The sequence below is a fragment of the Bradyrhizobium sp. SZCCHNRI3052 genome, assembly GCF_032484895.1.
GTDB lineage: Bacteria > Pseudomonadota > Alphaproteobacteria > Rhizobiales > Xanthobacteraceae > Bradyrhizobium.
On the sequence record NZ_JAUETW010000002.1, the window covers coordinates 708,564 to 732,936 of the forward strand.

Consider the following 24,373-nt stretch of genomic DNA (forward strand, 5'->3'; position numbering starts at 1 on the left):
TGCCTCGATGACCGTTCGGTGGTTAGTTGCCGCCACCGTGAGATCAGTTCAACGCGGAGGCCCATGAAGGTATCTGCTGCTCGCCGCGATGACGACGAAGAGGACGGCGAGGTTGCGCAGGATGGCGCTCTGTCGGTCCGCCGCTGTGTGATGACGGCATTGCTGATCTTCGCGATCGCGCACGTCGTGCTGATGATCGGGCTCGCCTCGCCGCCGAAATTCGTCTTCGACGAGGTGCATTACGTGCCGGCGGCGCGGCAGATGCTGGGACTGGCGCCGGCGACGCCGCAGCTCAACCCGATGCATCCGCCGCTCGCCAAGGAGCTGATTGCGCTGTCGATCAGGACGTTCGGCGATAACGCCTTCGCATGGCGCTATCCCGGTACCGTGCTCGGCGGGCTCGCCGTGGCCGCGATCTATCTATGCGGCCTGGCGCTGTTCGCGGCGCAATGGCCTGCCATTGCGGCGGCGCTGCTCGCGGCCTTCAACCAGATGCTGTTCGTGCAGGCGCGCATCGCGATGCTCGACATCGGCGCGCTCGCCTTCAGCCTGCTCGGGATCGCGGCCTTTCTGTTTTCGTTCCGGCAGCGCCGGCCGCAGGTCGTGTTCGCGCTGGCGGGCGCGCTGTTCGGCCTTGCGATCGCCTGCAAATGGAGCGGGCTGTTTCCGCTGCTGACGGCGCTTCTCATCGTCGGTCTCATCAAGCTGTTGCAGCATTGGCAGACCTCGTTCGGTGATGGCGAGCCGACCGACTGGTATCGGCCCGAGCAATGGCCGCAACTGAGCTGGCCGCAGATCGTGCTGTGCCTCGTCGCGATGCCCACCGTCTGCTATCTCGCGACCTTCGTCCCGCTGCACGGCCTGTCCGTCGTGGGCATCTTCGAGGCGCAGCGGCGCATCTTTGACGACAGCGTCACCACGGCGATCGCCGGCCACACCTATATGAGCGCGTGGCCGACCTGGCCGTTGCTGGTCCGTCCGGTCTGGTTCTTGTTCGACAAGACGAGCGACACCGACATCGCCGCGGTGGTGCTGCTCGGCAATCCGCTGGTGCTGTGGCCGGCGCTTGCGGCGATCGCGATCTGCGTCCGGGATTTCATCGCGACGCGCAGCGCGACGGCGTTCCTGATCCTGGCGTTCTATCTCGGCTGCTATCTGCCCTGGGCGCTGCTGCCGCGCGCGCTGAGCTTCATCTACTACTACCTGCCGTCGGCGACGCTGGCGAGCCTCGCGCTCGTCCATGTGCTGACCCGCTGGCCGCGCTGGGTGCTGTTGAGCTATGTCGCCGTCGCGATCCTGGGCTTCGTCGCGATGCTGCCGGTCAGCGCCGCCTTCATCGGCACGACGATGCAGACCTTCACCCGGCTGATGCTGTTCCAGAGCTGGATCTGAAACCGGACAAAAAGCGCCCCGCCCGCCAGGGACCGTGGGCAGGCGGGGCGATGCGCGGCGGAGCGCTCACTTCGCCGCGGTTTTGGTGTCCATGTTGACGACCTGGACCCGCCGGTTGAGCGGATCGGCCGGGTTGGCCGCGTCCTTGAGCTTGGTCTTGCCATAGCCGACCGTGACGAGGTCCTGGCCGGGGAGGGCGAACTTCTCGACCAGATAGCGCTTGATGGTGTCGGCACGGCGCTCGGAGAGATCCTGGTTGAAGCCGTCGCTGCCGATGCCGTCGGTATGACCGGCGACCACGAAGGTCGAGCCCTTCAGGTTCGGATCGGACAGCGCCTTGCCGAGCTCCTGCACGGCCGGCATCGAGGCCTTGCTGATCTCGGCCGAGTTGTAGTCGAACTGGATCTCGAGATCGATCTTGGGCTTGGTGGCCGCGATCTCGGCAATCTGCTCGCGCTCGCCGAGCGACAGCGAGCGGGTCTTGCGGTTGCGCATGCTGTCGATGAAGGCCGCTTGCTTCGCCTGCGCTGCCGCGTCGGCCTGCGGAGTCGCCTGCGGTCCGACCGAAATGCCGCGCGTCACGGCCTTCGGCTTCAGCGCGTTGAGGATCTTGTCGGCCGATACGGCCTCGCCGGCGAGCGCGGTGCCTGCGCCGATCGCCAGCATGGCGGAGAACGCCGCCGCCTGAACTGCAAAGCGTCCAAAATATGGGGTCATCGTCGTTATCCTCGGGTCGTCATGCCCTATGGCCATTGGATGCGTGAACGATAGAACGGGTTCAAAGCATCAAATGTGATCGACGTCACGTTGCCGGACCGGGCGGCCCTTGAGGGGCGAAGCGAGTGGTCCGCGGGATGCGCCGCGCGCTGCCGCAAAGCGATCGGCAGGTGGCCGGTCCGCGAACAACAAATCGGCCAGATGCGGTTCTACCGGATAGCGCTCGCCGGGAAAAAATCGCAAACCTGAGGGACGCGAACGGCGAGTGGATTCGTAGTCAAAGAAACGCGAACAGAAAAGCAAAGCCGTGTTCAACCCATCGCACAGGCGCGACTATCAGTCCCATCGGGCAAGCAGTCAGGATCAGACGGGATCAGTGGGTTCCATGTCGACGCTGATCGGAGCTGGCATCATTGCGGCATCGATCCTGCTGTCGACGCTGATCACTGCGGTCGGCAACCGCTATGTCGGCCTGGAAAGTCCCTCCGAGGATACGGCCTGGCTGGTCGACCGCCTGACCGGCCGCATCTACAAGTGCCGTGCGCCGGATCCCGGCCGCGCCAGCTGCAAGGCCGAGATCGCCACCGGCAGCATTCCGGACAAGTCCAAGCCTTGAGGTTCCGCTAGGGGATCTCGCCGGCCTGATTTGCCGTTGCGGGAGCGGGGGCGAATCTCGCACCATTGCGCGGCATGCCCGCCGTTTCCACGCCCATCCCGCTCCCCAAGCCGCAGGCGCGCCGCATCTGGCTGCGCGCGCAGCGGCTCGATGCCGAGGCGCCGTTCGGCGCGGGCCCCGAGGCGGTTGCCGCCGCCATTGCCCATCTCGGCTATGTGCAGATCGACACCATCAACGTCATCGAGCGCTGCCATCACCACATCCTGTTCAGCCGCATTCCTGCCTATCGCCGCGCCGATCTCAGGCAGGCGCAGAGCACCGACAAGACCGTCTTCGAATATTGGACCCACGCGCTGTCCTATATTCCGGTGCAGGACTTCCGCTACTTCGTTCCGGCGATGCGCCGCCACCGCCGCGAGGGCCATCGCTGGCTCACGACGGTGAAGCCTGAGGATACGCGCAAGGTCATGCGGCTGATTCGCCAAGGCGGCGCGCTGACGATCCGCGACATCGACGACGACGTTCTGCGCGAGAAGGACCACGCCTGGGCCAGCCGCAAGCCGTCGAAGCGCGCGCTGCAGCTCGGCTTCTATGAGGGCGTGCTGACGGTGTCGGGCCGCGACGGCATGCTCAAGACCTACGACCTCACCACCCGGCATTTCGGCTGGGAACGGCTGCCGAAGGGCGCCAATGATCGCGAGATCGCAGCCTATCTGCTCGACCGCGGCCTGCGCGCGCAAGGCGTCGTCAGCCTCGATTCGCTCTGCCATCTCAATGCGCCAAGCAAGGCCGCGGTACGCCGGGTCATCGATGCCAGGGTCCGGCGCGGCGAGCTGCTGCCGGTGACGGCGGAGGGCGTCGGCAAGCAGGAGCACTGGATCACGCCCGCTGCATTGGCAGCGCCGATCGAGATCGATCCGGCGCGCGTGCACATTCTGTCGCCGTTCGATCCGCTGATCATCCAGCGCAAGCGGACGCAGGCGATCTTCGACTACGAGCATCGCTTCGAGGCCTATGTCCCGAAGGACAAGCGCCTGTTCGGCTACTTCGCGCTGCCCGTCCTGGTCGGTGACGAGATCGTCGCCGCGCTCGACCTCAAGACCGACCGCCAGAACGGCAAGCTCCTGATGCAGAAATGGAGCTGGGTCGGCCAGGGCAAGGCCGCGCGTGGCGAGCGGCGCAAGGCGCTGAAGCGGCAGATCGAGGATGAGCTGCACCGGTTCCAGAAGTTTCAGCTTGGAGATTGAGGCCCGGAGCAACAGGTCCGTTTTCGCTTGAATTGGGAATGATTGTTTCCTATTATCCGGCCATGATGAAGTCTCCGAAGGATGCCGTCGAGCGCCGTGGGCCTGGCCGGCCGCGCGAGTTTGACATGGATACCGCCTTGAGCAGGGCGCTGGTGGTCTTCAGCGAGCGCGGCTACCACGCGGCGTCGCTGGCCGAGCTACGCGCCGCGATGAAGCTCGCGACGGGAAGTCTCTACAAGGCGTTCCAGGACAAGCGCGCGATCTTCCTCGCGACACTCGATTACTACATCGCGCGGCGTGACCGACAGCTGCGCGAACGTCTCGATGCGCAGCACAGCGGCCGCGACAAGCTGCGGGCCTTGCTGCAGTTCTATGCCGAGTCCGCCAGTGACGGCGAGGGCCGGCGCGGTTGCATGGTCGTCACCAGCGCGGCGGAGCTCGCCACCTTGGATGCGGAGGCCGCCGCCAAGGTCCGCGGGGCGATGCGCCGGGTTGAGAGCCTGGTGTGCGATCTGATCAAGCTCGGACAATCCGACGGATCGATCCGGCCGAATCTCGACGCGGAAGCCGTGGCTGGCGCTCTTTTCTGTGTAATCCAGGGGCTGCGGGTGGTCGGCAAGACGGGGCGTGCCAAGAGCGAGATGATGAGCGTCGCAAATCAAGCCGCGACCTTGTTCGCGTGACATCGTGCCAAATTAGGAAACATTTGTTCTATAATAAGGAGAATGATCGTGCCCGAGTTGATGAACGCCATCTCTGCCCAAAGTCCGTCGCGCCTGGTCGCGGCTGAGCCGTTCTGTCGCGCCGAGCCCTCGTTGCCGGGATTCACCCACCGCTTCGAGACAGTCGAGGGTGTCAGGCTGCACTATGTCAGCGGTGGCCCGCCGGATGGCGAGGTGGTGGTGCTGCTCGCAGGCTTCCCCGAAAGCTGGTTTGCCTGGCGCAAGGTCATGCCGCTGCTCGGGTCGCGCTATCGGGTCATCGCGCCGGATCTCCCGGGGCAGGGCGACTCGGACCGGCCAGCGGAAGGCTACGACACGCAGGCCCTGGCCACGGCGGTGCATCGCCTGCTGCAGCAGCTCGGCGTCACCAGCTATCATCTGGTGGCCCATGATATCGGCGCGTGGGTGGCCTATCCCTATGCGGCCCTGTTCGAAGCCGAGGTGCGCAGTCTGGCCCTGCTCGATGCAGGAATTCCGGGCGTCACCTTGCCCGAGGCGCTGCCGTTCGCGCCCGACCGCGCGTGGCGCACCTGGCACTTCGCGTTCCACGCCGTCGCGGATCTCCCGGAGATGCTGATCCATGGCCGCGAACGCGACTATCTCGCGTGGTTCCTGCGCCGCAAAGGGGCCGATCCCCAGGCGTTCTCCGAAAGCGATCTCGACGAATACGCCCGCGTGCTGACCAAGGCCGGCGGCTTGCGCGCCGGGCTCGCTTATTATCGTGCCGCCGCACTGTCCGCGCTTCAGAACCGCGAGCTGAAACAAAGGGGCAAGCTGAAGCCGCCGGTGCTGGCCGTCGGTGCCGACCAGGGATCGATCGTGGACATGGCCGCGCCGCTCAGGGAGGTCGCCGATCACGTCGAGGGCATCATCATCTCCGGGTGCGGTCACTACATTCCGGAAGAACAGCCTGCCATCCTGGCGGAGGAGCTGAAGGCCTTCTTCGGCCTCGCCGGCGCGGGGCCGATCTGAGCTGTCGGTTGATATCGCGGCCTGCCGTGGACAGGCCTATGCCGCAGCAGGCCGCGTCGCGCATCGGTCGATCCAGATGCCGATGACGACGCCGACGACATAGGCCGCGATGTTCCACAGCGAGAAGATCCGTCCGAGCAGCAGCGCGCCGGCCAAGGTCAAGCGGAAGCTGTCGAGCCAGGGCGTGTGGATCAGCCTGGAGGCTTCGACGATCACGGTGACGGCGAGCGCCAGCCCGCCGATCTGCCACGGTGACATCCGCGGCAGCAGCGCGACGAGCAGCATGTAAACCATCGTCGCCCAGAGGAGGGAGCCGCCATACTTGACGATGAAGGCGGGCGCTCCGAGGCCGAGACCGGCGAAGCGCAGTGCGAGCCCGAGCGCGATCATGATCAGTGCCGTCGCAAACGCCATCGCGGCGCGGCGGCGCTTGCCGGCGCGCGGCGGCCGCCAGGAGGATAGCGTCGTCATGCGCGCGCCGCGCCCCCGCGATGCGCCGACGGGCTGTGGGATGTCAGGTTTTCCGATTGACTTGCCACGACCGATGCTCAACACCGCCTTCAACTATCAATGTCCAGAAAGCTCCCGGGAGGAGATCGATGAGTCCGTCCGCCACCACTCCGGCCGCACCTGACCGCTCCGACATCGAGGCCGCGACCATCCGCGCGATCTCCTGGCGGCTGATTCCCTTTCTGGTGCTCGCCTATTTCTTCTCCTATCTGGATCGCGTCAATCTCGGCTTCGCCGCGCTGACCATGAACGCGGAGCTGAAATTCTCGCCGCTGGTGTTCGCCTGGGGCGCGGGCATCTTCTTCATCGGCTATTTCATCTTCGAGGTGCCGAGCAATCTCGCGCTGGAGAAGTTCGGCGCCAGCCGCTGGATCGCCCGCATCATGGTGACCTGGGGGATCATCTCGGCGCTGATGGCCGTGGTCTCGGGCCCCTGGAGCTTCTACACGCTGCGCTTCCTGCTCGGCGTCGCCGAGGCCGGATTCTTTCCCGGCATCATCCTCTATCTCACTTACTGGTATCCCGCGCAGTATCGTGCGCGCTTCCTCGCCGCCTTCGCGGTTGCCGTGCCGATTTCGACCGTGATCGGCGCGCCCGTCTCCGGCCTGCTGCTCGGCATGCACGGCCTGATGGGGCTGCAGGGCTGGCAGTGGCTGTTCATCATCGAGGGAATTCCGTCCATCATCCTCGGCGTCGTCACCTGGTTCTATTTGACCGACCGGCCGGAGCACGCGGCCTGGCTGTCGGCGGAGCAGAAGGCCTGGCTCGCGGCAAGGCTCGAGGCCGAAACGGCGGCGAAGCAGGCCGCCGGACACATGACGCTCGGTGAGGCGCTGTCGTCGCCCAAGGTGATCGTGCTCAGCCTGATCTATTTCGGCTTCGTCGGCGCGCTCTACGGCATGCAGTTCTGGCTGCCGCAGATCGTCAAGGCGTTCGGACTGAGCAATGTGCAGACCGGCTTCGTCACCGCGATCCCCTATGCGTTCGGCACCGTCGCGATGATCCTGTGGGCGCGGCATTCCGATGCGACGCGCGAGCGCGTGATCCATGTCGGCGCGCCGCTGATCCTGATCGCTGTCGCGCTGGCCGCCTCGAGCGTGATCGGCGATCCCACGCTCACCATGGTCGCGCTGACGGTCGCCGCGATCGGCGTGTTCTGTGTCTTCGGCGTGTTCTGGACCTTGCCGACGGCGTGGCTGTCGGGCACGGCAGCGGCCGGCGCCATCGCGCTGATCAACTCGATCGGCAATCTCGCCGGCTTCGGCGGCCCCTATCTGGTGGGCTGGATCAAGGACACCACCGGCTCCACCACCCACGGCCTGCTCGCGTTGTCGGTGTTGCCGCTGATCGCCGGGCTGCTCGTGTTCTTCGGCGGCCATGAGAGCAGGGTCGAATTCGCGGACCAGGCGCCGGCGGAGTGAGTCCCACGTGCATGCTGTGATCGGCATTCGGCTTTCGACCGTTGTCCGGCACGGCCCCGAAAGGACGGCGGGGGTGGGCATTGACGCAGTTCAGAGCCTGCCAGCCGCGCCAATGAGCACCTGCGGCAACATGTCCAGATGTTCACGAAGTCATGATCACTGACGAATATTGACAATCGTCACTCAACATTCGACACTTCCTCGCAACTGCAGCGAGGGTGCCCCATGTTGATCCGCCTGATTTTCGCGAGCTATTCCAAGCTGTTGACTGGTCTTGCGCTGGCCGCCATGGCCGTCGCCCTGGCCGGGTGCAATGAAACCGTCGCCCAGAAAGCCGAGCCGATCCGGCCGGTGCTGGTCGCCCCTGTGCATTACGAGGCCGAGACGCCTGAACGCAGCTTCGTCGGCACCATCAGGCCGCGCATCGAGGCCGATATCGGCTTCCGCGTCGCCGGCAAGGTCGCCAAGCGCCTGGTCGAGGTCGGCCAGACCGTCGATGTCGGCCAGCCGCTCGCCACGCTCGACGAGGTCGACCTGAAGCTCCAGGCCGAGCAGGCCGAAGCCGAATTCCGCGCCGCCACCGGCGTGCTTGCGCAGGCGTCCGCCGCCGAGACCCGAGCCAAGGAGCTGCGGGCCAAGGGCTGGACCACCGATGCTCAGATGGACCAGGCCAGGGCGTCCGCCGACGAGGCGAGGGCACGGCTCAACCGTGCCGAACGCTCGGTCGAGCTGACCCGCAACTCGCTGTCCTACGCGACGCTGGTTGCGGACGCGCGCGGTGTCGTCACCGCGAGCATGATCGAGCCAGGCGTGGTCGTTGCCGCCGGCCAGGCGGCGATCCGTGTCGCGCGTTTCGCCGAGAAGGAGGCGGTGGTCGCGATCCCGGAGACCCTGCTCGAACGCGCCAAGACCGGCAGCGCCTACGTCACGCTGTGGTCGGAAGCCGACAAGAAATATGCGGCGAAGCTGCGCGAGATCGCGCCCACCGCCGATTCCGCGACGCGCACCTATCTCGCCAAGTTCTCGCTGCCGGACGCCGGCGAAGCCGTCTCGCTCGGTATGACCGCGACCTTGACGCTCGCCGATCCCGCCACCACGCGCGTCGCGCGGCTGCCGCTGTCGGCGCTGTTCAGCGAGGGCCGCGATCCGTCGCTCTATGTCGTCAACGACAAGGGCGAGGTGACGCTGAAGCCGGTGAAGGTGAAGGCCTATGACAGCAAGGATGTGCTGGTCACGTCAGGCGTCGACGAGGGCGACAAGGTCGTGGCGCTCGGCGTGCAGAAGATCGATCCCAGCCAGAGGGTGCGCGTCGTGTCGGCGCTGACGTTCTAGTTCTCCTGTCGTTCCGGGCGCACGCAGTGCGAACCCGGAACCTCGAGATTCCGGGTTCGATGCTTCGCATCGCCCCGGAATGACGAAAGTAATGGTTGTCATTGCGAGGAGCGAAGCGACGAAGCAATCCAGACTGTTTCCACGGAAGGATTCCTGGATTGCTTCCACCGTCGCCCTTCGGGCTATGGCGGACAAGTCGCTTCGCTCGCAATGACGATCACTGAGAATGGCCTGGAATAGCGATATCGGATCATCGGAGAGCACCCATGAAGCGGTTCAACCTGTCGGCCTGGGCGGTCAATCATCCGCCGCTGGTGCTGTTCCTGATCATCGCGCTCGGCGTCGCCGGCTTCTTCTCCTATCAGAAGCTCGGCCGTGCCGAAGATCCGTTCTTCACCGTCAAGGTCGTCAACGTCTCGGTGATGTGGCCGGGCGCGACGGCGGCCGAGATGCAGAGCCAGGTCGCCGACCCCATCGAGAAGAAGCTGCAGGAGCTGCCTTACTTCGAGAAGGTGCAGACCTATTCGAAGCCGGCCTTCACCGCGATGCAGGTGACCTTCCGCGATTCGACGCCGCCGGCAGAGGTGCCGCATCTGTTCTACCTGATCCGCAAGAAGCTCGACGACGTGCAGTCGTCGCTGCCGTCGGGCATCGTCGGGCCGTTCGTCAATGACGAGTTCTCCGACGTCGATTCCATCTTGTTCATGATGACCGGCGACGGCGCCGATTATGCGCAATTGAAGAAGACCGCCGAAGGCCTGCGCCAGCGCCTGCTCAAGGTCACCGGCGTCACCAAGGTCAATCTCTACGGCACCCAGGACGAGCGCATCTATGTCGAGTTCAGCCATGCCAAGCTCGCCACGCTCGGCATCACACCGCAGGCCCTGTTCGATTCGTTGGCCAAGCAGAACAATGTGACCCCGGCCGGCACGGTCGAGACCTCGTCGCAGCGCGTGCCGCTGCGCGTCACCGGCGCGCTCGACGGCGCCAAGGCGGTGGCGGAGACGCCGGTCGAAAGCAACGGACGCGTGTTCCGGCTCGGCGACATCGCGACCGTCACCCACGGCTACGTCGATCCGCCGAGCTTCAAGGTGCGGCAGGAGGGCAAGCCCGCGCTCGGCATCGGCGTGGTCACGGCCAAGGAGGCCAACATCCTGGAGCTCGGCAAGGAGGTGCACGCCGCCGCCGCCGATTTCATGAAGGCCGTGCCGCAGGGCATCGAGATCGAGCAGATCGCAGACCAGCCCAAGGTGGTCGAGCACGCCGTCAGCGAGTTCGTGCACTCGTTCGTCGAGGCGCTGGTGATCGTGCTGTTCGTGTCGTTCCTGGCGCTGGGATGGCGCACCGGCATCGTGGTGGCGCTGTCGGTGCCGCTGGTGCTCGGACTCGTCTTCATCGTCATGAACATCATGGGGCTCAACCTGCACCGCATCTCGCTCGGCGCCCTCATCATCGCGCTCGGCCTGCTGGTCGACGATGCCATCATCGCGGTCGAGATGATGGTGGTGAAGATGGAGCAGGGCTGGGACCGGATGCGCGCCGCGTCGTTTGCCTGGGAATCCACCGCATTCCCGATGCTGACCGGCACCCTGGTCACGGCCGCCGGCTTCCTGCCGATCGGCTTTGCCAATTCGGCGGTCGGCGAATATGCCGGCAGCATCTTCTGGATCGTCGCCATCGCGCTGGTCGCGTCGTGGTTCGTCGCGGTGATCTTCACGCCCTATATCGGCGTCAAGCTGCTGCCCGACATCAAGGTTCATCACGACCATGATGAGCACGCGATCTACGATACGCGCATGTATCGCGGCCTGCGCCGCGTGATCCGCTGGTGCGTCGATCACCGCATCACCACAGTCGCTGCGACGGTCGGCGTGTTCGCGGCATCGATCGTGGCCTTCGGCCACGTCCAGCAGCAGTTCTTCCCGCTGTCGGAACGCCCCGAGCTGTTCCTGCAGTTGCGGCTGCCGGAGGGCACCGCATTCGGTGTCACCGAGAAGGCTGCCAAATCAGCAGAGAAGCTGCTCAAGGACGACAAGGACATCGAGACCTACACCGCCTATGTCGGGCAGGGCTCGCCGCGGTTCTGGCTCGGCCTCAACCCGCAACTTCCGAACGAGGCCTTCGCCGAGATCGTGATCGTCGCCAAGGACGTGGCCGCGCGCGAGCGCATCAAGGCCAAGATCGAGACCGCGGCTGCGAATGGCGAGCTGAACGAAGCGCGCGTCCGCGTCGATCGCTTCAATTTCGGTCCGCCGGTCGGCTTCCCCGTCCAGTTCCGCGTCATTGGCCCGGATGCGGCGAAGGTGCGCGAGATCGCCCATCAGGTGCGCGACGTCATGCGCCAGAATCCGAATGTCAGGGATCCGCAGCTCGACTGGAACGAGCAGTCGCCCTACCTCAAGCTGGTCGTCGACCAGGATCGTGCCCGCGCGCTCGGCCTGACCCCGCAGGACGTGTCGCAGTCGCTGGCGATGCTGATCTCCGGCGTGCAGGTCACGACCATCCGCGACGGCATCGAGAAGGTCGGCGTCGTCGCGCGTGCCGCGCCGTCCGAACGGCTGGATCTCGCCCATGTCGGCGACCTCACCATCACCTCGAAGAACGGCGTGGCCGTGCCGCTGCAGCAGATCGCCAAGATCGAGTATTCCCACGAGGAGCCGATCCTGTGGCGTCGCAACCGCGACATGGCGATCACGGTGCGCGCCGACGTGGCGGATGGCGTCCAGGCGCCGGATGTCACCAACCAGATCTCGCCGAAGCTGCAGGATATCCGCAACCACCTCGCGCCCGCCTACCGGATCGAGGCAGGCGGCGCGTTCGAGGAATCCGCCAAGGGCAATGCCTCGATCTTCGTGCTGTTTCCGCTGATGGTCATCGTGATGCTGACCCTGCTGATGATCCAGCTGCAGAGCTTCTCACGGCTGATCCTGGTGTTCCTGACCGCGCCGCTCGGCATCGTCGGCGCCTCGCTCGGGCTCAATGTCGCCAACGCGCCGTTCGGCTTCGTGGCGCTGCTCGGCCTGATCGCGCTCGCCGGCATGATCATGCGCAACGCGGTGATCCTGGTCGATCAGATCGAGACCGACGTTGCCCATGGCCTGACCCGCAAGGAGGCGATCATCGAGGCCACGGTGCGCCGTGCCCGCCCCGTGGTGCTGACCGCGCTCGCCGCGATCCTCGCCATGATCCCGCTGTCGCGCTCGGCGTTCTGGGGCCCGATGGCGATCACCATCATGGGCGGGTTGTTCGTTGCAACCTTCCTGACGCTGCTGTACTTGCCTGGATTGTATGCCCTATGGTTCCGCAAGAGTCTGGACGAGCGCGGAGCGAAAGACGCGGATCATTCCGCAGCGCAGCACACTGACGTGCCGAGGCCCGCGCTTCCTCTGGCCGAGGCCGCCGAATGAAGGACCAACAAGATCGCAGGCATGATGACCCTGGTTTCCGACCATATCGAATCCGATACGCACGAGCGCATTCTCGTCGTTGCTGAGCGCCTGTTTCGACAGATCGGCTACCAGAAGACGACCGTCGCCGACATCGCCAAGGAGCTCCGTATGAGCCCGGCGAATGTCTACCGGTTCTTCGACTCCAAGAAGGCGATCCACCGGGGGGTCGCCCACACGCTGATGGCCCAGGTCGAGGCGGCCGCCATCATGATCGCGGAGCGGCCCGGCCCGGCGGCGCCGCGGCTGCGCGAGCTGCTCGGCACGATCCATCGCATGAACACCGAGCGCTATGTCGGCGACAGCAAGCTGCACGAGATGGTCGCGGTGGCGATGGAGGAGAGCTGGGACGTCTGCGAGGCGCACATGCTGCTGATCACCGAGATCATCGGCCGGGTGATCGGGCAGGGCGCGGCGTCCGGCGAATTCGCGGTCACCGATCTGCCGCTGGCGGCAAAATGTGCGACGACCGCGATGATGCGCTTCTTCCATCCGCAGATGATCGCGCAATGCGCGACCAAGCCGGGCCCGACGATCGACGAGATGATCGATTTCGTGCTGTCAGGCCTTGGTTCCAGGCGCGCTGCAAGCTAAGTTCGCCGTCATTCGAGCGAAGCTTCGTCGCTTGCGCTCCCCGCAATGACGGAAGGGACGACGGCGTGACCGAACGGGATCTGCATTTCTACGAACCGAAGAACGGCCACGGCCTGCGCCACGATCCCTTCAACGCCATCGTCGCGCCGCGTCCGATCGGCTGGATCTCGTCGCGTGATCCGGACGGTCACGTCAACCTTGCGCCGTACAGCTTTTTCAACGCCTTCAACTACACGCCGCCGATCATCGGCTTCTCCTCGACGCAGTGGAAGGACTCGGTCGCCAACATCCAGGACACCGGCGAGTTCGTCTGGAACCTGGTGACGCGCGGCCTGGCGACGCAGATGAATGCGACCGCCGCGCATGTCGCGCGCGAGGTCGACGAGTTCAAGCTTGCGGGCGTGACGCCGGTAGCTTGCAAGTTCGTCAACGTGCCGCGCGTCGGCGAAAGCCCTGTCGCGTTCGAGTGCAAGGTGACGCAGATCATCCAGCTGCAGGGCGCCGACGGTGCCAAGGCGCAGGCCTGGCTGACGCTCGGCGAGGTGGTCGGCGTGCATATCGACAAGACGCTGATCAAGGATGGCGTCTACCAGACGGCGCTGGCGCATCCGATCGTCCGTGCCGGGCGTCGCGGCGACTATTTCGAGATCATGCAGGAGGCGATGTTCGAAATGGCGAGGCCGGACTGACGGACTTGCGCCTCTTGAACGCTGCTGCAATTGGAGACCACCCGACGTGACCGAAGCGACCGTCCATGCCGCGCTGTCCGCGCCGACCGAGCCCCGCGGCGATCTCTGCATACGCACCCTGGCGATGCCGGCCGACACCAATGCCAATGGCGACATCTTCGGCGGCTGGCTGCTCAGCCAGATGGACGTCGGCGGCGGCGTGTACGCCGCCAAGGTCGCGAAGTCGCGCACGGTGACGGTCGCGATCGAGGCGATGAACTTCCGCAAGGCGGTGTATGTCGGCGATCTCGTTTCGGTCTATGCGCATCTCGTCCGCGTCGGCCGCACCTCGATGACGGTGCGTCTCGAAGCCTGGGTGCTGCGCCGGAAGGAGGAGCAGCCGATCCTCGTCACCGACGGCAACTTCACCTACGTGTCGATCGACGACGATGGCCGGCCGCAGCCGATCCGGCGCGACGGCTCCGTCACAGCCTGATCACATTCGCGGTCTGTCGGCGCAAGTAACCTCTGTTAATCCGCCGCATATGTCGCTCGCTCGGCATAAGGAACCGCGATCCGGCGATACGCGTTTGTTTGGGTCGGGCGGGACGGAGACGCGAAGGCCGAGCATGCGCGCTCGGCGTCTGCCGCGATCACTCTCGCGCGAGATGCGCCTTGTCCACAGGGCGAGCGTCTTTACGATAATTGCAAGTTCTGGTTGCTTGGCTGCGCGTTGCCGCGTCTCTGCCGTATTGCGTGCTTCGAGTGACACATTCGGACGAGCAGCGCTGACGGCAGTTCGTTTTCGATCCACAAGGCAAAAAATGCCAGCCGGAAAAAATTGCCGGCACAGAGGAAACGGCGGGGGCGTGTTGCGCGAACAGGGTGGGAGGAAGTCCATGTCGGACGTTGACGAGAAACTGACCTTGCAGGTCCTGAAGAAGCTGCAGCAGCGGCTTCTCCACGCCGAGCGCAGGATTTGCGTCTACGAGAATCAGCTCAGCGCGTTTCGTGAACATCACGTCGAGGTGTTGAGGGATCTGCGTACGATCTATCAGTTGCTCGGTCAGCATCAACACCGTCTCGGCGGAGCCGATGCGTCGCTGCGCAAGGTGACGCTCGTGCCGGATGATCCGCACTGATTCGACATGGGTCACGGCGTGAGTGCGTGCAGCGCAGCCAACATAACATCCACACAATTTCCTGTTGGCATTCACATCGGAATGGCCGGTGGCTCCCTGCACGGAACATTCGTCATGGAGCTCGGTTATACGCCCCGGAATGAACGACGGGATTGCGCAATGTCCGACACCTACATCATCGAGGTCAGCTCCCAGGCGGCGGGGATCGTCGTCCGTGATCGCGGCGGCTTCCGCTTCTTCGCGGCGTCCCATCGCTTCAATGCCCTCGAGGGCCAGGTGTTTCGCAATGCCCGCGAAGCCGAACGCGCCGCGATTCGGCTCGTGACCGGCGAGCTGAGCGCAGCCGCCTGAGCAGACGGGCGCACGCGGTGGACGTCGGCCGGACCAGACCGCGCGCGACGTTTCAGGCGATTGCTGCGATGCGCCCAGTGCTTGCCGATTGACGCTTGACTCGATCAGCATCACCATGGTGCAGCTTGTCCCCGAAAGCTTGCCATGGCCGTCCTCTCTCAACGCCAGACCGACATCCTCAACATCGCGCGCGCCTCCGGCCGCGTCATGGTGGAGGATCTCGCGCGCCGCTTCGAAGTCTCGGCCCAGACCATCCGCAAGGACCTCAACGATCTGTGCGAGCAGCGCGCGCTGACGCGCATCCATGGCGGGGCCATCATCGCCTCCGGGGTCGAGAATCTCGCCTACGAGGCGCGGCGCTTCGTCGCTGCCGAGGAGAAGAAGGCGATCGGTGCGGTCGCAGCCGCGCGGATTCCGAACGGCTCCTCGCTGTTCATCAATATCGGCACCACGACGGAGGAGGTGGCGAGCGCGCTGTCGTCGCACCAGGACCTGCTCGTCATCACCAACAATCTCAACGTCGCGATGCTGCTCTATCCGCATCCGCGCATCGAGGTGATCGTGGCCGGCGGCACGGTGCGGCGCTCAGACGGCGGCGTGATCGGATCGACCGCGACGCAGCTGATCGGCCAGTTCAAGGTCGACTATGCGATCATCGGCGCATCCGCGATCGACGAGGAAGGCGCGCTGCTCGACTTCGACTATCGCGAGGTCCAGGTGGCGCAGGCGATCATCGCCAATGCCCGCAGCGTGATGCTGGTGGCCGATTCCACCAAGCTCCACCGCAGCGCGCCGGTGCGCATCGCCCATCTCAGCCAGATCCAGACCTTCGTCACCGACCGGCCGCTGCCGGACGGACTGGCCAGCCTCTGCCATAGCCGCGGCATCGAGGTGGTCTCGGCGATGTCCGCCGACGAGGCCGACGACGCCGTAGAGGCAACCGAAACGGCGGGGTCCGCCGTGCTCCGCCGCGCCTGACTTTCCGCCACTCTTGCAGGCTCCTTGATCCCGGTTTGGGCAGGTTTTGCCCAACCGCGGCCCAACATGCGAATTTCGATTTGCTTTCACTTTCGTTTGTGTTTAACTCGAAACTGAAAGTGAAATCGCCGCAGTCAAGGCGATTGCCGGGGGATGCGTCTGTTGGAGCGGATCTACGACCTCGCCATTATCGGAGGCGGCGTGAACGGTTGCGGCATCGCGCGCGATGCCGCCGGACGCGGAAATTCCGTTTTCCTTTGTGAAATGAATGATCTGGCGAGCGGAACCTCGTCCTGGTCGACCAAGCTCGTGCATGGCGGCCTGCGCTATCTCGAATATTACGAGTTCCGGCTGGTCCGCGAGGCGCTGATCGAGCGCGAAGTCCTGTGGCAGATCGCGCCCCACATCATCCGTCCGCTGCGCTTCGTGCTGCCGCATCATTCGGGGCTGCGCCCGGCCTGGCTGCTGCGCCTCGGCCTGTTCCTCTATGACCATCTCGGCGGCCGCAAGCTGCTGCCGCCGACGCGGTCGGTGAACCTGCGCAGCGACGAGGTCGGCCGCCCCTTGATCCCCGGGCGCTACAGCAAGGGCTTCGAATATTCCGACTGCTTCGTCGACGATGCGCGTCTGGTCGTGCTGACCGCGCGGGATGCTGCCGATCGCGGCGCCGTCATCCGCACCCGCACGCGTGCGACCGAGATCCGTCAGGATGGCGGCCATTGGCTGGTCACGACCGATAACACGCAGACCGGCGAGCGCGAGACCATCAAGGCGCGCGCGCTGGTCAATGCCGCCGGTCCCTGGGTCGAGCAGGTGCTGGCGACCGGCGCCGGCGTCAATGCCAAGGCCAAGGTGCGGCTGGTGCAGGGCTCGCACATCGTGGTGCGCAAGCTCTACGATCACGATCGCGCCTACATCTTCCAGAACGCCGACGGCCGTATCATCTTCGCCATTCCCTATCAGCAGGATTTCACGCTGATCGGCACCACCGATCGCGACTATCAGGGTGATCCGGCCAAGGTGAAGGCGACCGACGAGGAGATCGCCTATCTCTGCGCCGCGCTCGGGGAATATCTCGCCAAGCCGGTGACGCCGGCCGACGTTGTGTGGAGCTATTCCGGCGTGCGTCCGCTCTATGACGACGGCGCCTCCGAGGCCAAGGCGGCGACCCGCGACTACGTGTTCGAGCTCGATACGCCCGGCGGCTTGCCGCTGCTGTCGATCTATGGCGGCAAGATCACCACCTACCGGCGCCTGTCGGAAGAGGCGCTGGAGCGTCTCGCGCCCTATCTGAAAGGGGGCAAGGCGGAGGAGGGATGGACCGGCAAGGCGTCGCTGCCCGGCGGCGACATGAAGGTTTCGGCCGTCGGGCCGTTGATTGCGGATCTCCGCAAGACCTATCCGTTCCTGTCGGATGCACATGCGAAGCGGATCGCCCATGCCTATGGCACGCGGGCTGCGGCCATGCTCGCCGGTGCGACATCTTTGGCCGATCTCGGCCAGGATTTCGGTGGCACCTTGACGGAGCGTGAAGTCAGGTACCTGATGACGAACGAGTGGGCGTTGACGGCCGAGGACATCGTGTGGCGGCGATCGAAGCTGGGGTTGCGGATGTCGGCGGCTGAGATCGCCGCGCTCGATGCGTGGATCACAGCCAATCGCGAGCGCTCCGCCGTGCCGGCGCGCGAGGCGGGAGGGCGCGCATGAGCGTGACGCTCGATCACGTCTCCCGAATTGTCGACGGCGTGACCACCATTCGCGACGTCTCGCTGACGTTGCAGCGCGGTACGCTGAGCGTGCTGCTCGGGCCGACGCTGTCCGGCAAGACCTCGATCATGCGGCTGCTCGCCGGCCTCGACCGGCCGACCACGGGGCGGGTGCTGGTCGACGGCAAGGACGTCACCGGCGCCGACGTGCGGCAGCGCTCGGTCGCGATGGTCTATCAGCAGTTCATCAACTATCCCTCGCTCTCGGTCTATGAGAACATCGCTTCGCCGTTGCGCGTGCAAGGCAAGTCGCGCCAGGAGATCGAGAAGCGCGTGGCGGAAGCCGCCCGGCTGCTGCGGCTCGAGCCCTATCTGAAGCGTACGCCGCTGCAGCTCTCTGGCGGCCAGCAGCAGCGCACCGCGATCGCGCGCGCCCTGGTGAAGGGCGCGGATCTCGTGCTGCTGGACGAGCCGCTCGCCAATCTCGACTACAAGCTCCGCGAGGAGCTGCGCACCGAGCTGCCGCGCATCTTCGAGGCCTCGGGCGCGATCTTCGTCTACGCCACCACCGAGCCGTCGGAGGCGCTGCTGCTCGGCGGCCGCACGATCTGCATGTGGGAAGGGCAGGCGCTACAGGCCGGCGATACCGCGGCCGTGTATCGCCGACCCGACACCTTGCGTGTCGGCCAGGTGTTCTCGGACCCGCCGATGAATACGGTCGAGATCCAGAAGCGCGGCGAGAGCGTGGAGTACGCCGGCGGGGTCAAGGCGCCGGCGGTCGGCCTCTATGCTGATCTGCCCGATGGCGCCTACCGCGTCGGCTTCCGCCCGCATCAGCTCGGGCTTGGCAAAGGCGACGGCAGTCACGGCCGCCATGCCTTTCCTGCGATCGTCTCGGTCACCGAGATCACGGGATCGGAGAGCTTCGTGCATCTGACGCGCGACGGCATGAACTGGGTCTCCGTGCTGCACGGCGTCCATGAATACGAGCCCGGCGAGATCCTCGACGCGGTGCTCGATCCGTCCAATGTGTTCGTGTTCGACGCCGGCGACCGCCTGGTCGCCGCGCCGGCGATCTGAGGGAGATGCCGCATGGCCCGCATTGACCTCGTCGATCTCGCCCACGCCTACAGCGGCAACAGCGGCGATATCGAGAGCTACGCGCTGAAGCCGGTGACGATGACCTGGCGCCAGGGCGGCGCCTATGCGCTGCTCGGCCCGTCCGGCTGCGGCAAGACCACGCTGCTCAACCTGATCTCCGGCATTCTGACGCCTTCGCACGGCAAGATCCTGTTCGACGGCACCGACATCACCAAAGCCTCGACCCGCGAGCGCAACATCGCGCAGGTGTTCCAGTTTCCGGTGATCTACGACACCATGACGGTCGGCGAGAACCTCGCCTTTCCGCTCAAGAACCGCGGCGTGCCGAAAGCGGAGATCGACAAGCGCGTCGCCGAGATCGCGCGGCTCTTGGACCTGACGCCGGACCTCCATCGCAAGGCGACACGGCTCACCGCCGACGCCAAGCAGAAGATCTCGCTCGGCCGCGGCCTGGTGCGCTCCGACGTCGCCGCCGTGTTGTTCGACGAGCCGCTGACCGTGATCGATCCCGAGCTGAAATGGCAGCTCCGCTCGAAGCTGAAGGCGCTGCATCGCGAGCTCGACCTGACGATGATCTACGTCACCCACGACCAGACCGAGGCGCTGACCTTCGCCGACACCGTCGTCGTGATGCACGACGGCCGCGTGGTGCAGAGCGGCACGCCGGCGGAATTGTTCGACAAGCCCGCGCACACCTTCGTCGGCTATTTCATCGGCTCGCCCGGCATGAACATCCTCTCCGCCGAGGTAAAGGGCCGCGAGGCCCGCATCGATGGCCACACCCTGACGCTGTCGCGCAGCTACGACGCGCTGCCGGCCGGCGCCAAGATCGAGATCGGCGTCCGCCCGGAATTCGTCGATGTCGCTCAACCCGGACCGGGCCTGCTCGACGCCAATATCGAACGCGTCGACGATCTCGGCCGCATCCGTTTCGCCCGCGTTCGCGTCGGCGACGTCAAGTTCGCCGCGCGCCTGCCGGCCGGCTTCTCGCCGCAGGGCTCGGCGATCGGGCTGAAGTTCGATCCAGCCTATGTCCACGTCTATGCCGACAGCCGTCTCGTCGAGGGAGCCTGAGTGATGGACAAGACCATCAACAACAAGGCCTGGTTCCTGGTGCTGCCGGTGTTCCTGCTGGTGGCGTTCTCCGCTGTCCTGCCGCTGATGACGGTGGTGAACTATTCGATGCAGGACACGTTCGGCAACAACCAGTTCTTCTGGAATGGCGTCGGCTGGTTCAAGGAGCTGCTCGATCCCTCGACCGATCTCGGCGGCCGCTTCCTCGCCTCGCTCGGGCGCAACCTGATCTTCTCGCTCGCGATCCTGGCCATCGAGGTTCCGCTCGGAATCGTCGTGGCGCTGTCGATGCCGCGGGGCGGATGGACCGTGGCGTTCTGCCTCGTCGTGCTGGCGCTGCCGCTGCTGATTCCGTGGAACGTGGTCGGCACGATCTGGCAGATCTTCGGCCGCTCCGACATCGGCCTGCTCGGCTACACGCTCAACGCCATCGGCCTGGACTACAATTACGTCTCGAACGACGCCGACGCCTGGTTCACGGTCATCTTGATGGACGTCTGGCACTGGACCAGCCTGGTAGCGCTGCTGTGCTATGCCGGCCTGAAGTCGATCCCCGACGCCTATTACCAGGCTGCGCAGATCGACGGCGCCTCGCGCTGGGCGGTGTTCACCGCGATCCAGCTGCCCAAGATGCATCGCGTGCTGCTGATCGCCGTGCTGCTGCGCTTCATGGACAGCTTCATGATCTACACCGAGCCGTTCGTCGTCACAGGCGGCGGGCCGGGCAATTCGACGACCTTCATCTCGATCGAGCTCGTCAAGATCGCGCTCGGCCAGTTCGATCTCGGCAAGGCGGCTGCCCTGTCGCTGGTCTACAATCTGATCATCCTGATCGTCTGCTGGGTGTTCTACACCATCATGACCAATGCCGGCGCCGAGCGGCGGCCGGTGAAAGGGGGCGCGTGATGAACACCATTCCGGGCCGTCGGATCATCATCTCGCTGTTCCTGGTCTTCCTGCTGTTGCCGATCTACTGGCTCGTCAACATGAGCTTCAAGACCAACAACGAGATCGTCACCACGATGAACTTGTGGCCGCATCAGCCGACGCTGGCCAACTACATGCGCATCTTCACCGACGAGAGCTGGTATTCCGGCTACATCAACTCGCTGAAATACGTGATCATCAACACGGTGATCTCGATTGCCGTGGCGCTGCCGGCGGCCTATGCATTCTCGCGGTACCGCTTCCTTGGCGACAAGCACCTGTTCTTCTGGCTGCTGTCGAACCGCATGGCGCCGGCTGCGGTCTACGCGCTGCCGTTCTTCAATCTGTATTCGGCGATCGGCCTGTTCGATACGCCCTGGGCGGTGGCGCTGGCGCATTGCATCTTCAATATCCCGCTCGCGGTCTGGATCCTCGAAGGCTTCGTGTCGTCGGTGCCGCGCGAGATCGACGAGACGGCGTTCCTCGACGGCTACTCGTTTCCGCGCTTCTTCGTGAAGATCCTGGTGCCGCTGATCGCGAGCGGCATCGGCGTCGCCGCCTTCTTCTGCTTCATGTTCTCCTGGGTCGAACTGCTGCTCGCGCGCACGCTGACCTCCGTCGACGCCAAGCCGATCTCGGCGGTGATGACGCGCACGGTCTCGGCGTCCGGAATGGATTGGGGCCTGCTCGCGGCTGCCGGCGTGCTCACGATCATCCCCGGCGCGCTCGTCATCTGGTTCGTCCGCAACTACATCGCGCGCGGCTTCGCGCTGGGACGGGTGTGATGACGCACGCTTGTTGCCACGGCCTCCGTTCCGCCTCCCCCGCTTGCGGGGGAGGCCGTATCGCATCGTCAGATGCGATACGGGTGGGGGCATCTCTCCTCTCGGGCGCTCCGACGCGCGGCGCCCCCACCCCCACCCTCCCCCGCAAGCGGGGGAGGGGGCCCATTACCGCCTGGAGCCGATAGCCATGAACAGCATCGCATGGATGGCATGGACCTTGCCGACCGCGATCTTCTTTGCTGCGCTCGCATGCACGCTCGGCGTCATGATCGTGCTCGCCGCGCGCTACCCGGAGGCCGAGCGGGTCGGCGTGCTGCGCATCCCGACCACGCGCGGCGACCGGCTGTTCATCTCGCTGATCTCGGCCGCCGTCATTCATCTCGTATGGATCGGTCTGGTCGGCACCGACACGATTGCGACCTTGCCGATCGGCGAGGAAGGGTTTGAGGTTTCGAGCCTGTGGCTCGCGACCGCAATTTCGCTTGCATCAGCCGTTGCGATCTTCCGCACCGTCTGACGCAGGTGAAAAGGGGCAGATCCGGGGGCAACCCGGACCTGGATACGTCTGTCGCTCAAGGAGGAAAGCATGCGACACTTGAAACCTAGGAAGCATCACCTGACCAAGGCGAGCTATCTCGCGATGACCAGCGCTGCTGCGCTGTTCGCCGCCACTATGACGCTGTCCGTGCCGGCACGTGCGGACGACGCCACGATCCAGAAGTGGATCGACAGCGAATTCCAGCCTTCGACGCTGTCGAAGGAAGAGCAGAAGAAGGAGCTCGAGTGGTTCGCGAAGGCCGCCGAGCCCTTCAAGGGCATGGAGATCAACGTCGTCTCCGAGACCATCACGACTCACGAATACGAGTCGAAGACTCTCGCCAAGGCGTTCAGCGAAATCACCGGCATCAAGCTCAAGCACGACATTATCCAGGAAGGTGACGTCGTCGAGAAGCTGCAGACCCAGATGCAGTCCGGCAAGAACGTCTATGACGGCTGGATCAACGACTCCGACCTGATCGGCACCCACTTCCGTTACGGCCAGACGATCGCGCTGTCGGACTACATGAAGGGCGAAGGCAAGGACGTCACCGATCCGATGCTCGACGTCAACGACTTCATCGGCAAGTCGTTCACGACCGCGCCGGACGGCAAGCTCTATCAGCTGCCCGACCAGCAGTTCGCGAACCTGTATTGGTTCCGCTACGACTGGTTCACCAATCCGGACTACAAGGCCAAGTTCAAGGCCAAGTATGGCTACGACCTCGGCGTGCCCGTGAACTGGTCGGCCTATGAGGACATCGCCGAGTTCTTCACCAACGACATCAAGGAGATCAACGGCGTCAAGGTCTATGGCCACATGGACTATGGCAAGAAGGATCCCTCGCTCGGCTGGCGCTTCACCGACGCCTGGCTGTCGATGGCCGGCAACGGCGACAAGGGCATCCCGAACGGCCTGCCGGTCGACGAATGGGGCATCCGCATGGAAGGCTGCCGTCCGGTCGGCTCGTCGATCGAGCGCGGCGGTGACACCAACGGCCCGGCGGCCGTCTACTCGATCGCGAAGTATCTCGACTGGATGAAGAAGTATGCGCCGCCGCAGGCGCAGGGCATGACCTTCTCCGAGGCCGGTCCGGTCCCGGCGCAGGGCAACGTCGCTCAGCAGATCTTCTGGTACACCGCCTTCACCGCCGACATGGTGAAGCCCGGCCTGCCGGTCGTGAATGCGGACGGCACGCCGAAGTGGCGCATGGCCCCGTCGCCGCATGGCGCGTACTGGAAGGAGGGCATGAAGCTCGGCTACCAGGACGCCGGTTCTGCGACGCTCTTGAAGTCGACCCCGCCGGATCGCCGCAAGGCCGCCTGGCTGTACCTGCAGTTCATCGTCTCCAAGACGGTGTCGCTGAAGAAGAGCCATGTCGGCCTCACCTTCATCCGTGAATCCGACATCTGGGACAAGTCGTTCACCGAGCGTGCGCCGAAGCTCGGCGGCCTGATCGAGTTCTACCGCTCGCCCGCGCGCGTGCAGTGGACCCCGACCGGCAACAACGTGCCCGACTATCCGAAGCTGGCGCAGCTGTGGTGGCAGAACATCGGCGATGCGTCGTCCGGTGCGAAGACCCCGCAGCAGGCGATGGACGCGCTCGCGGCCGCTCAGGACTCCGTCCTCGAGCGTCTGGAGAAGTCCAAGGTCCAGGGCGAGTGCGGTCCGAAACTGAACAAGAAGGAATCGGCCGAGTTCTGGTTCAACAAGTCGGCCAAGGACGGCAACATCGCTCCGCAGCGCAAGCTCGCGAACGAGAAGCCGAAGGGCGAGACGATCGACTACGACACCCTGATCAAGTCGTGGCCGGCCACCCCGCCGAAGCGCGCCGAGGCGAAGTGAGCCAACGCTCTGAAGTCATCGCCCGGCTCGACCGGGCGATCCCATCACGAAGGCCGGGAGCAATCCCGGCCTTTTCTTTTGGCCCAGAGGCGAGGGGCTTCCCGTTCCATTCGGGAATTATTCCCGGGTCGCCTGGGACAACTTCCACGCAGCAAGTGCCTTGAAGCCGGTGAGGACAGGCGGCACTCTTTGACGATCGGGATTGTCGCGATCTTCGCCGTGACTTTGCCCCAACGACGCGAAACAACAAGGCCTCGACACGATCCGGCATGGCCCCATGCGATCCACG

Annotated in this window: 23 protein-coding genes; 21 read left to right on the top strand and 2 right to left on the bottom strand. The window is 65.0% G+C overall.

Translation table 11 applies throughout. The features are described from left to right. Positions 1 to 63: 63 nt before the first annotated feature. A complete protein-coding gene (locus QW887_RS08435; RefSeq protein ID WP_315827015.1) occupies positions 64 to 1,392 on the top strand; it encodes a phospholipid carrier-dependent glycosyltransferase in 1,329 nt (442 codons plus the stop codon). 66 nt (positions 1,393 to 1,458) lie between these two features. Here the strand turns inward: QW887_RS08435 and QW887_RS08440 are convergent, their stop codons facing one another. Then, positions 1,459 to 2,109, bottom strand: a complete 651-nt coding sequence (locus QW887_RS08440) for an OmpA family protein (RefSeq protein WP_315717358.1) — start codon at positions 2,107 to 2,109, stop codon at positions 1,459 to 1,461. A gap of 385 nt (positions 2,110 to 2,494) precedes the next feature. Between QW887_RS08440 and QW887_RS08445 the strand changes: the two genes are divergently transcribed. From QW887_RS08445 to QW887_RS08460, 4 genes are all read left to right on the top strand, one after another. Beyond that, the gene (locus tag QW887_RS08445; RefSeq protein ID WP_315717355.1) at positions 2,495 to 2,725 is read left to right on the top strand and encodes a hypothetical protein; all 231 of its coding nucleotides are present in this window, start codon (positions 2,495 to 2,497) and stop codon (positions 2,723 to 2,725) included. A gap of 74 nt (positions 2,726 to 2,799) precedes the next feature. Next, complete coding sequence (locus QW887_RS08450; RefSeq protein ID WP_316194374.1) at positions 2,800 to 3,972, top strand: winged helix-turn-helix domain-containing protein; 1,173 nt, start codon at positions 2,800 to 2,802, stop codon at positions 3,970 to 3,972. A gap of 125 nt (positions 3,973 to 4,097) precedes the next feature. Next, on the top strand, positions 4,098 to 4,655 hold the full coding sequence (locus QW887_RS08455) for a TetR/AcrR family transcriptional regulator (protein ID WP_316192129.1): 558 nt from the start codon (positions 4,098 to 4,100) through the stop codon (positions 4,653 to 4,655). A 48-nt stretch (positions 4,656 to 4,703) separates the two neighbouring features. Beyond that, positions 4,704 to 5,666 (top strand): alpha/beta hydrolase, encoded by a 963-nt coding sequence (locus QW887_RS08460; RefSeq protein ID WP_315827012.1) that lies wholly within the window; start codon positions 4,704 to 4,706, stop codon positions 5,664 to 5,666. Between the two features lie 36 nt (positions 5,667 to 5,702). Here QW887_RS08460 and QW887_RS08465 read toward each other — a convergent pair whose 3' ends face one another. Further along, a complete protein-coding gene (locus tag QW887_RS08465) occupies positions 5,703 to 6,137 on the bottom strand; it encodes a DUF2809 domain-containing protein (RefSeq protein ID WP_315827011.1) in 435 nt (144 codons plus the stop codon). A 128-nt stretch (positions 6,138 to 6,265) separates the two neighbouring features. Between QW887_RS08465 and QW887_RS08470 the strand changes: the two genes are divergently transcribed. The 16 genes from QW887_RS08470 to QW887_RS08545 all read left to right on the top strand — a co-directional run bounded on the left by QW887_RS08470 (position 6,266) and on the right by QW887_RS08545 (position 24,084). Continuing rightward, entirely contained in the window at positions 6,266 to 7,597 is a 1,332-nt protein-coding gene (locus QW887_RS08470) for an MFS transporter (RefSeq protein ID WP_315827010.1), read from the top strand. A gap of 225 nt (positions 7,598 to 7,822) precedes the next feature. Further along, positions 7,823 to 8,929 (top strand): efflux RND transporter periplasmic adaptor subunit, encoded by a 1,107-nt coding sequence (locus QW887_RS08475; protein ID WP_315827009.1) that lies wholly within the window; start codon positions 7,823 to 7,825, stop codon positions 8,927 to 8,929. Between the two features lie 266 nt (positions 8,930 to 9,195). Continuing rightward, entirely contained in the window at positions 9,196 to 12,336 is a 3,141-nt protein-coding gene (locus QW887_RS08480; protein ID WP_315827008.1) for an efflux RND transporter permease subunit, read from the top strand. Positions 12,337 to 12,357: 21 nt separating this feature from the next. Beyond that, positions 12,358 to 12,969, top strand: a complete 612-nt coding sequence (locus QW887_RS08485; protein WP_315717347.1) for a TetR/AcrR family transcriptional regulator — start codon at positions 12,358 to 12,360, stop codon at positions 12,967 to 12,969. 65 nt (positions 12,970 to 13,034) lie between these two features. After that, positions 13,035 to 13,658: a flavin reductase family protein gene (locus tag QW887_RS08490; RefSeq protein ID WP_315717346.1), complete on the top strand. Its 624-nt coding sequence runs from the start codon at positions 13,035 to 13,037 to the stop codon at positions 13,656 to 13,658. A gap of 46 nt (positions 13,659 to 13,704) precedes the next feature. Beyond that, positions 13,705 to 14,133 (top strand): acyl-CoA thioesterase, encoded by a 429-nt coding sequence (locus tag QW887_RS08495; RefSeq protein ID WP_315717345.1) that lies wholly within the window; start codon positions 13,705 to 13,707, stop codon positions 14,131 to 14,133. Positions 14,134 to 14,536: 403 nt separating this feature from the next. Then, complete coding sequence (locus tag QW887_RS08500) at positions 14,537 to 14,779, top strand: hypothetical protein (protein WP_315717344.1); 243 nt, start codon at positions 14,537 to 14,539, stop codon at positions 14,777 to 14,779. 159 nt (positions 14,780 to 14,938) lie between these two features. Then, positions 14,939 to 15,130: a hypothetical protein gene (locus QW887_RS08505; RefSeq protein ID WP_315717343.1), complete on the top strand. Its 192-nt coding sequence runs from the start codon at positions 14,939 to 14,941 to the stop codon at positions 15,128 to 15,130. Positions 15,131 to 15,274: 144 nt separating this feature from the next. After that, positions 15,275 to 16,108 carry a DeoR/GlpR family DNA-binding transcription regulator gene (locus tag QW887_RS08510; protein WP_315717342.1) on the top strand — a complete coding sequence of 278 codons (834 nt, stop codon included), beginning with the start codon at positions 15,275 to 15,277 and terminating at the stop codon, positions 16,106 to 16,108. A 153-nt stretch (positions 16,109 to 16,261) separates the two neighbouring features. After that, positions 16,262 to 17,815, top strand: coding sequence for a glycerol-3-phosphate dehydrogenase (gene glpD / locus QW887_RS08515; protein ID WP_316194375.1), 1,554 nt, complete (start codon positions 16,262 to 16,264; stop codon positions 17,813 to 17,815). Then, a complete protein-coding gene (locus tag QW887_RS08520; protein WP_315717340.1) occupies positions 17,812 to 18,894 on the top strand; it encodes an ABC transporter ATP-binding protein in 1,083 nt (360 codons plus the stop codon). Before glpD ends, QW887_RS08520 begins: the two co-directional genes overlap by 4 nt. A 12-nt stretch (positions 18,895 to 18,906) precedes the next feature. Then, the gene (locus tag QW887_RS08525) at positions 18,907 to 19,989 is read left to right on the top strand and encodes an ABC transporter ATP-binding protein (protein WP_316194376.1); all 1,083 of its coding nucleotides are present in this window, start codon (positions 18,907 to 18,909) and stop codon (positions 19,987 to 19,989) included. A gap of 3 nt (positions 19,990 to 19,992) precedes the next feature. Next, positions 19,993 to 20,895: a sugar ABC transporter permease gene (locus QW887_RS08530; RefSeq protein ID WP_315717338.1), complete on the top strand. Its 903-nt coding sequence runs from the start codon at positions 19,993 to 19,995 to the stop codon at positions 20,893 to 20,895. Beyond that, complete coding sequence (locus QW887_RS08535) at positions 20,895 to 21,701, top strand: carbohydrate ABC transporter permease (RefSeq protein ID WP_316193101.1); 807 nt, start codon at positions 20,895 to 20,897, stop codon at positions 21,699 to 21,701. Before QW887_RS08530 ends, QW887_RS08535 begins: the two co-directional genes overlap by 1 nt. 187 nt (positions 21,702 to 21,888) lie before the next feature. After that, the gene (locus QW887_RS08540; protein WP_315717336.1) at positions 21,889 to 22,218 is read left to right on the top strand and encodes a DUF2160 domain-containing protein; all 330 of its coding nucleotides are present in this window, start codon (positions 21,889 to 21,891) and stop codon (positions 22,216 to 22,218) included. A 123-nt stretch (positions 22,219 to 22,341) separates the two neighbouring features. Next, positions 22,342 to 24,084, top strand: a complete 1,743-nt coding sequence (locus QW887_RS08545) for an ABC transporter substrate-binding protein (protein ID WP_315717375.1) — start codon at positions 22,342 to 22,344, stop codon at positions 24,082 to 24,084. The last annotated feature ends 289 nt before the right edge of the window (positions 24,085 to 24,373 follow it).

Coding starts and splice junctions, on each gene's coding strand:
- QW887_RS08435 (WP_315827015.1), top strand. CDS start 64: ATGAAGGTATCTGCTGCTCGCCGCGATGACGACGAAGAGGACGGCGAG.
- QW887_RS08440 (WP_315717358.1), bottom strand. CDS start 2,109: ATGACCCCATATTTTGGACGCTTTGCAGTTCAGGCGGCGGCGTTCTCC.
- QW887_RS08445 (WP_315717355.1), top strand. CDS start 2,495: ATGTCGACGCTGATCGGAGCTGGCATCATTGCGGCATCGATCCTGCTG.
- QW887_RS08450 (WP_316194374.1), top strand. CDS start 2,800: ATGCCCGCCGTTTCCACGCCCATCCCGCTCCCCAAGCCGCAGGCGCGC.
- QW887_RS08455 (WP_316192129.1), top strand. CDS start 4,098: ATGGATACCGCCTTGAGCAGGGCGCTGGTGGTCTTCAGCGAGCGCGGC.
- QW887_RS08465 (WP_315827011.1), bottom strand. CDS start 6,137: ATGACGACGCTATCCTCCTGGCGGCCGCCGCGCGCCGGCAAGCGCCGC.
- QW887_RS08470 (WP_315827010.1), top strand. CDS start 6,266: ATGAGTCCGTCCGCCACCACTCCGGCCGCACCTGACCGCTCCGACATC.
- QW887_RS08475 (WP_315827009.1), top strand. CDS start 7,823: ATGTTGATCCGCCTGATTTTCGCGAGCTATTCCAAGCTGTTGACTGGT.
- QW887_RS08480 (WP_315827008.1), top strand. CDS start 9,196: ATGAAGCGGTTCAACCTGTCGGCCTGGGCGGTCAATCATCCGCCGCTG.
- QW887_RS08485 (WP_315717347.1), top strand. CDS start 12,358: ATGATGACCCTGGTTTCCGACCATATCGAATCCGATACGCACGAGCGC.
- QW887_RS08500 (WP_315717344.1), top strand. CDS start 14,537: ATGTCGGACGTTGACGAGAAACTGACCTTGCAGGTCCTGAAGAAGCTG.
- QW887_RS08505 (WP_315717343.1), top strand. CDS start 14,939: ATGTCCGACACCTACATCATCGAGGTCAGCTCCCAGGCGGCGGGGATC.
- QW887_RS08510 (WP_315717342.1), top strand. CDS start 15,275: ATGGCCGTCCTCTCTCAACGCCAGACCGACATCCTCAACATCGCGCGC.
- glpD (WP_316194375.1), top strand. CDS start 16,262: ATGCGTCTGTTGGAGCGGATCTACGACCTCGCCATTATCGGAGGCGGC.
- QW887_RS08520 (WP_315717340.1), top strand. CDS start 17,812: ATGAGCGTGACGCTCGATCACGTCTCCCGAATTGTCGACGGCGTGACC.
- QW887_RS08525 (WP_316194376.1), top strand. CDS start 18,907: ATGGCCCGCATTGACCTCGTCGATCTCGCCCACGCCTACAGCGGCAAC.
- QW887_RS08530 (WP_315717338.1), top strand. CDS start 19,993: ATGGACAAGACCATCAACAACAAGGCCTGGTTCCTGGTGCTGCCGGTG.
- QW887_RS08535 (WP_316193101.1), top strand. CDS start 20,895: ATGAACACCATTCCGGGCCGTCGGATCATCATCTCGCTGTTCCTGGTC.
- QW887_RS08540 (WP_315717336.1), top strand. CDS start 21,889: ATGAACAGCATCGCATGGATGGCATGGACCTTGCCGACCGCGATCTTC.
- QW887_RS08545 (WP_315717375.1), top strand. CDS start 22,342: ATGACCAGCGCTGCTGCGCTGTTCGCCGCCACTATGACGCTGTCCGTG.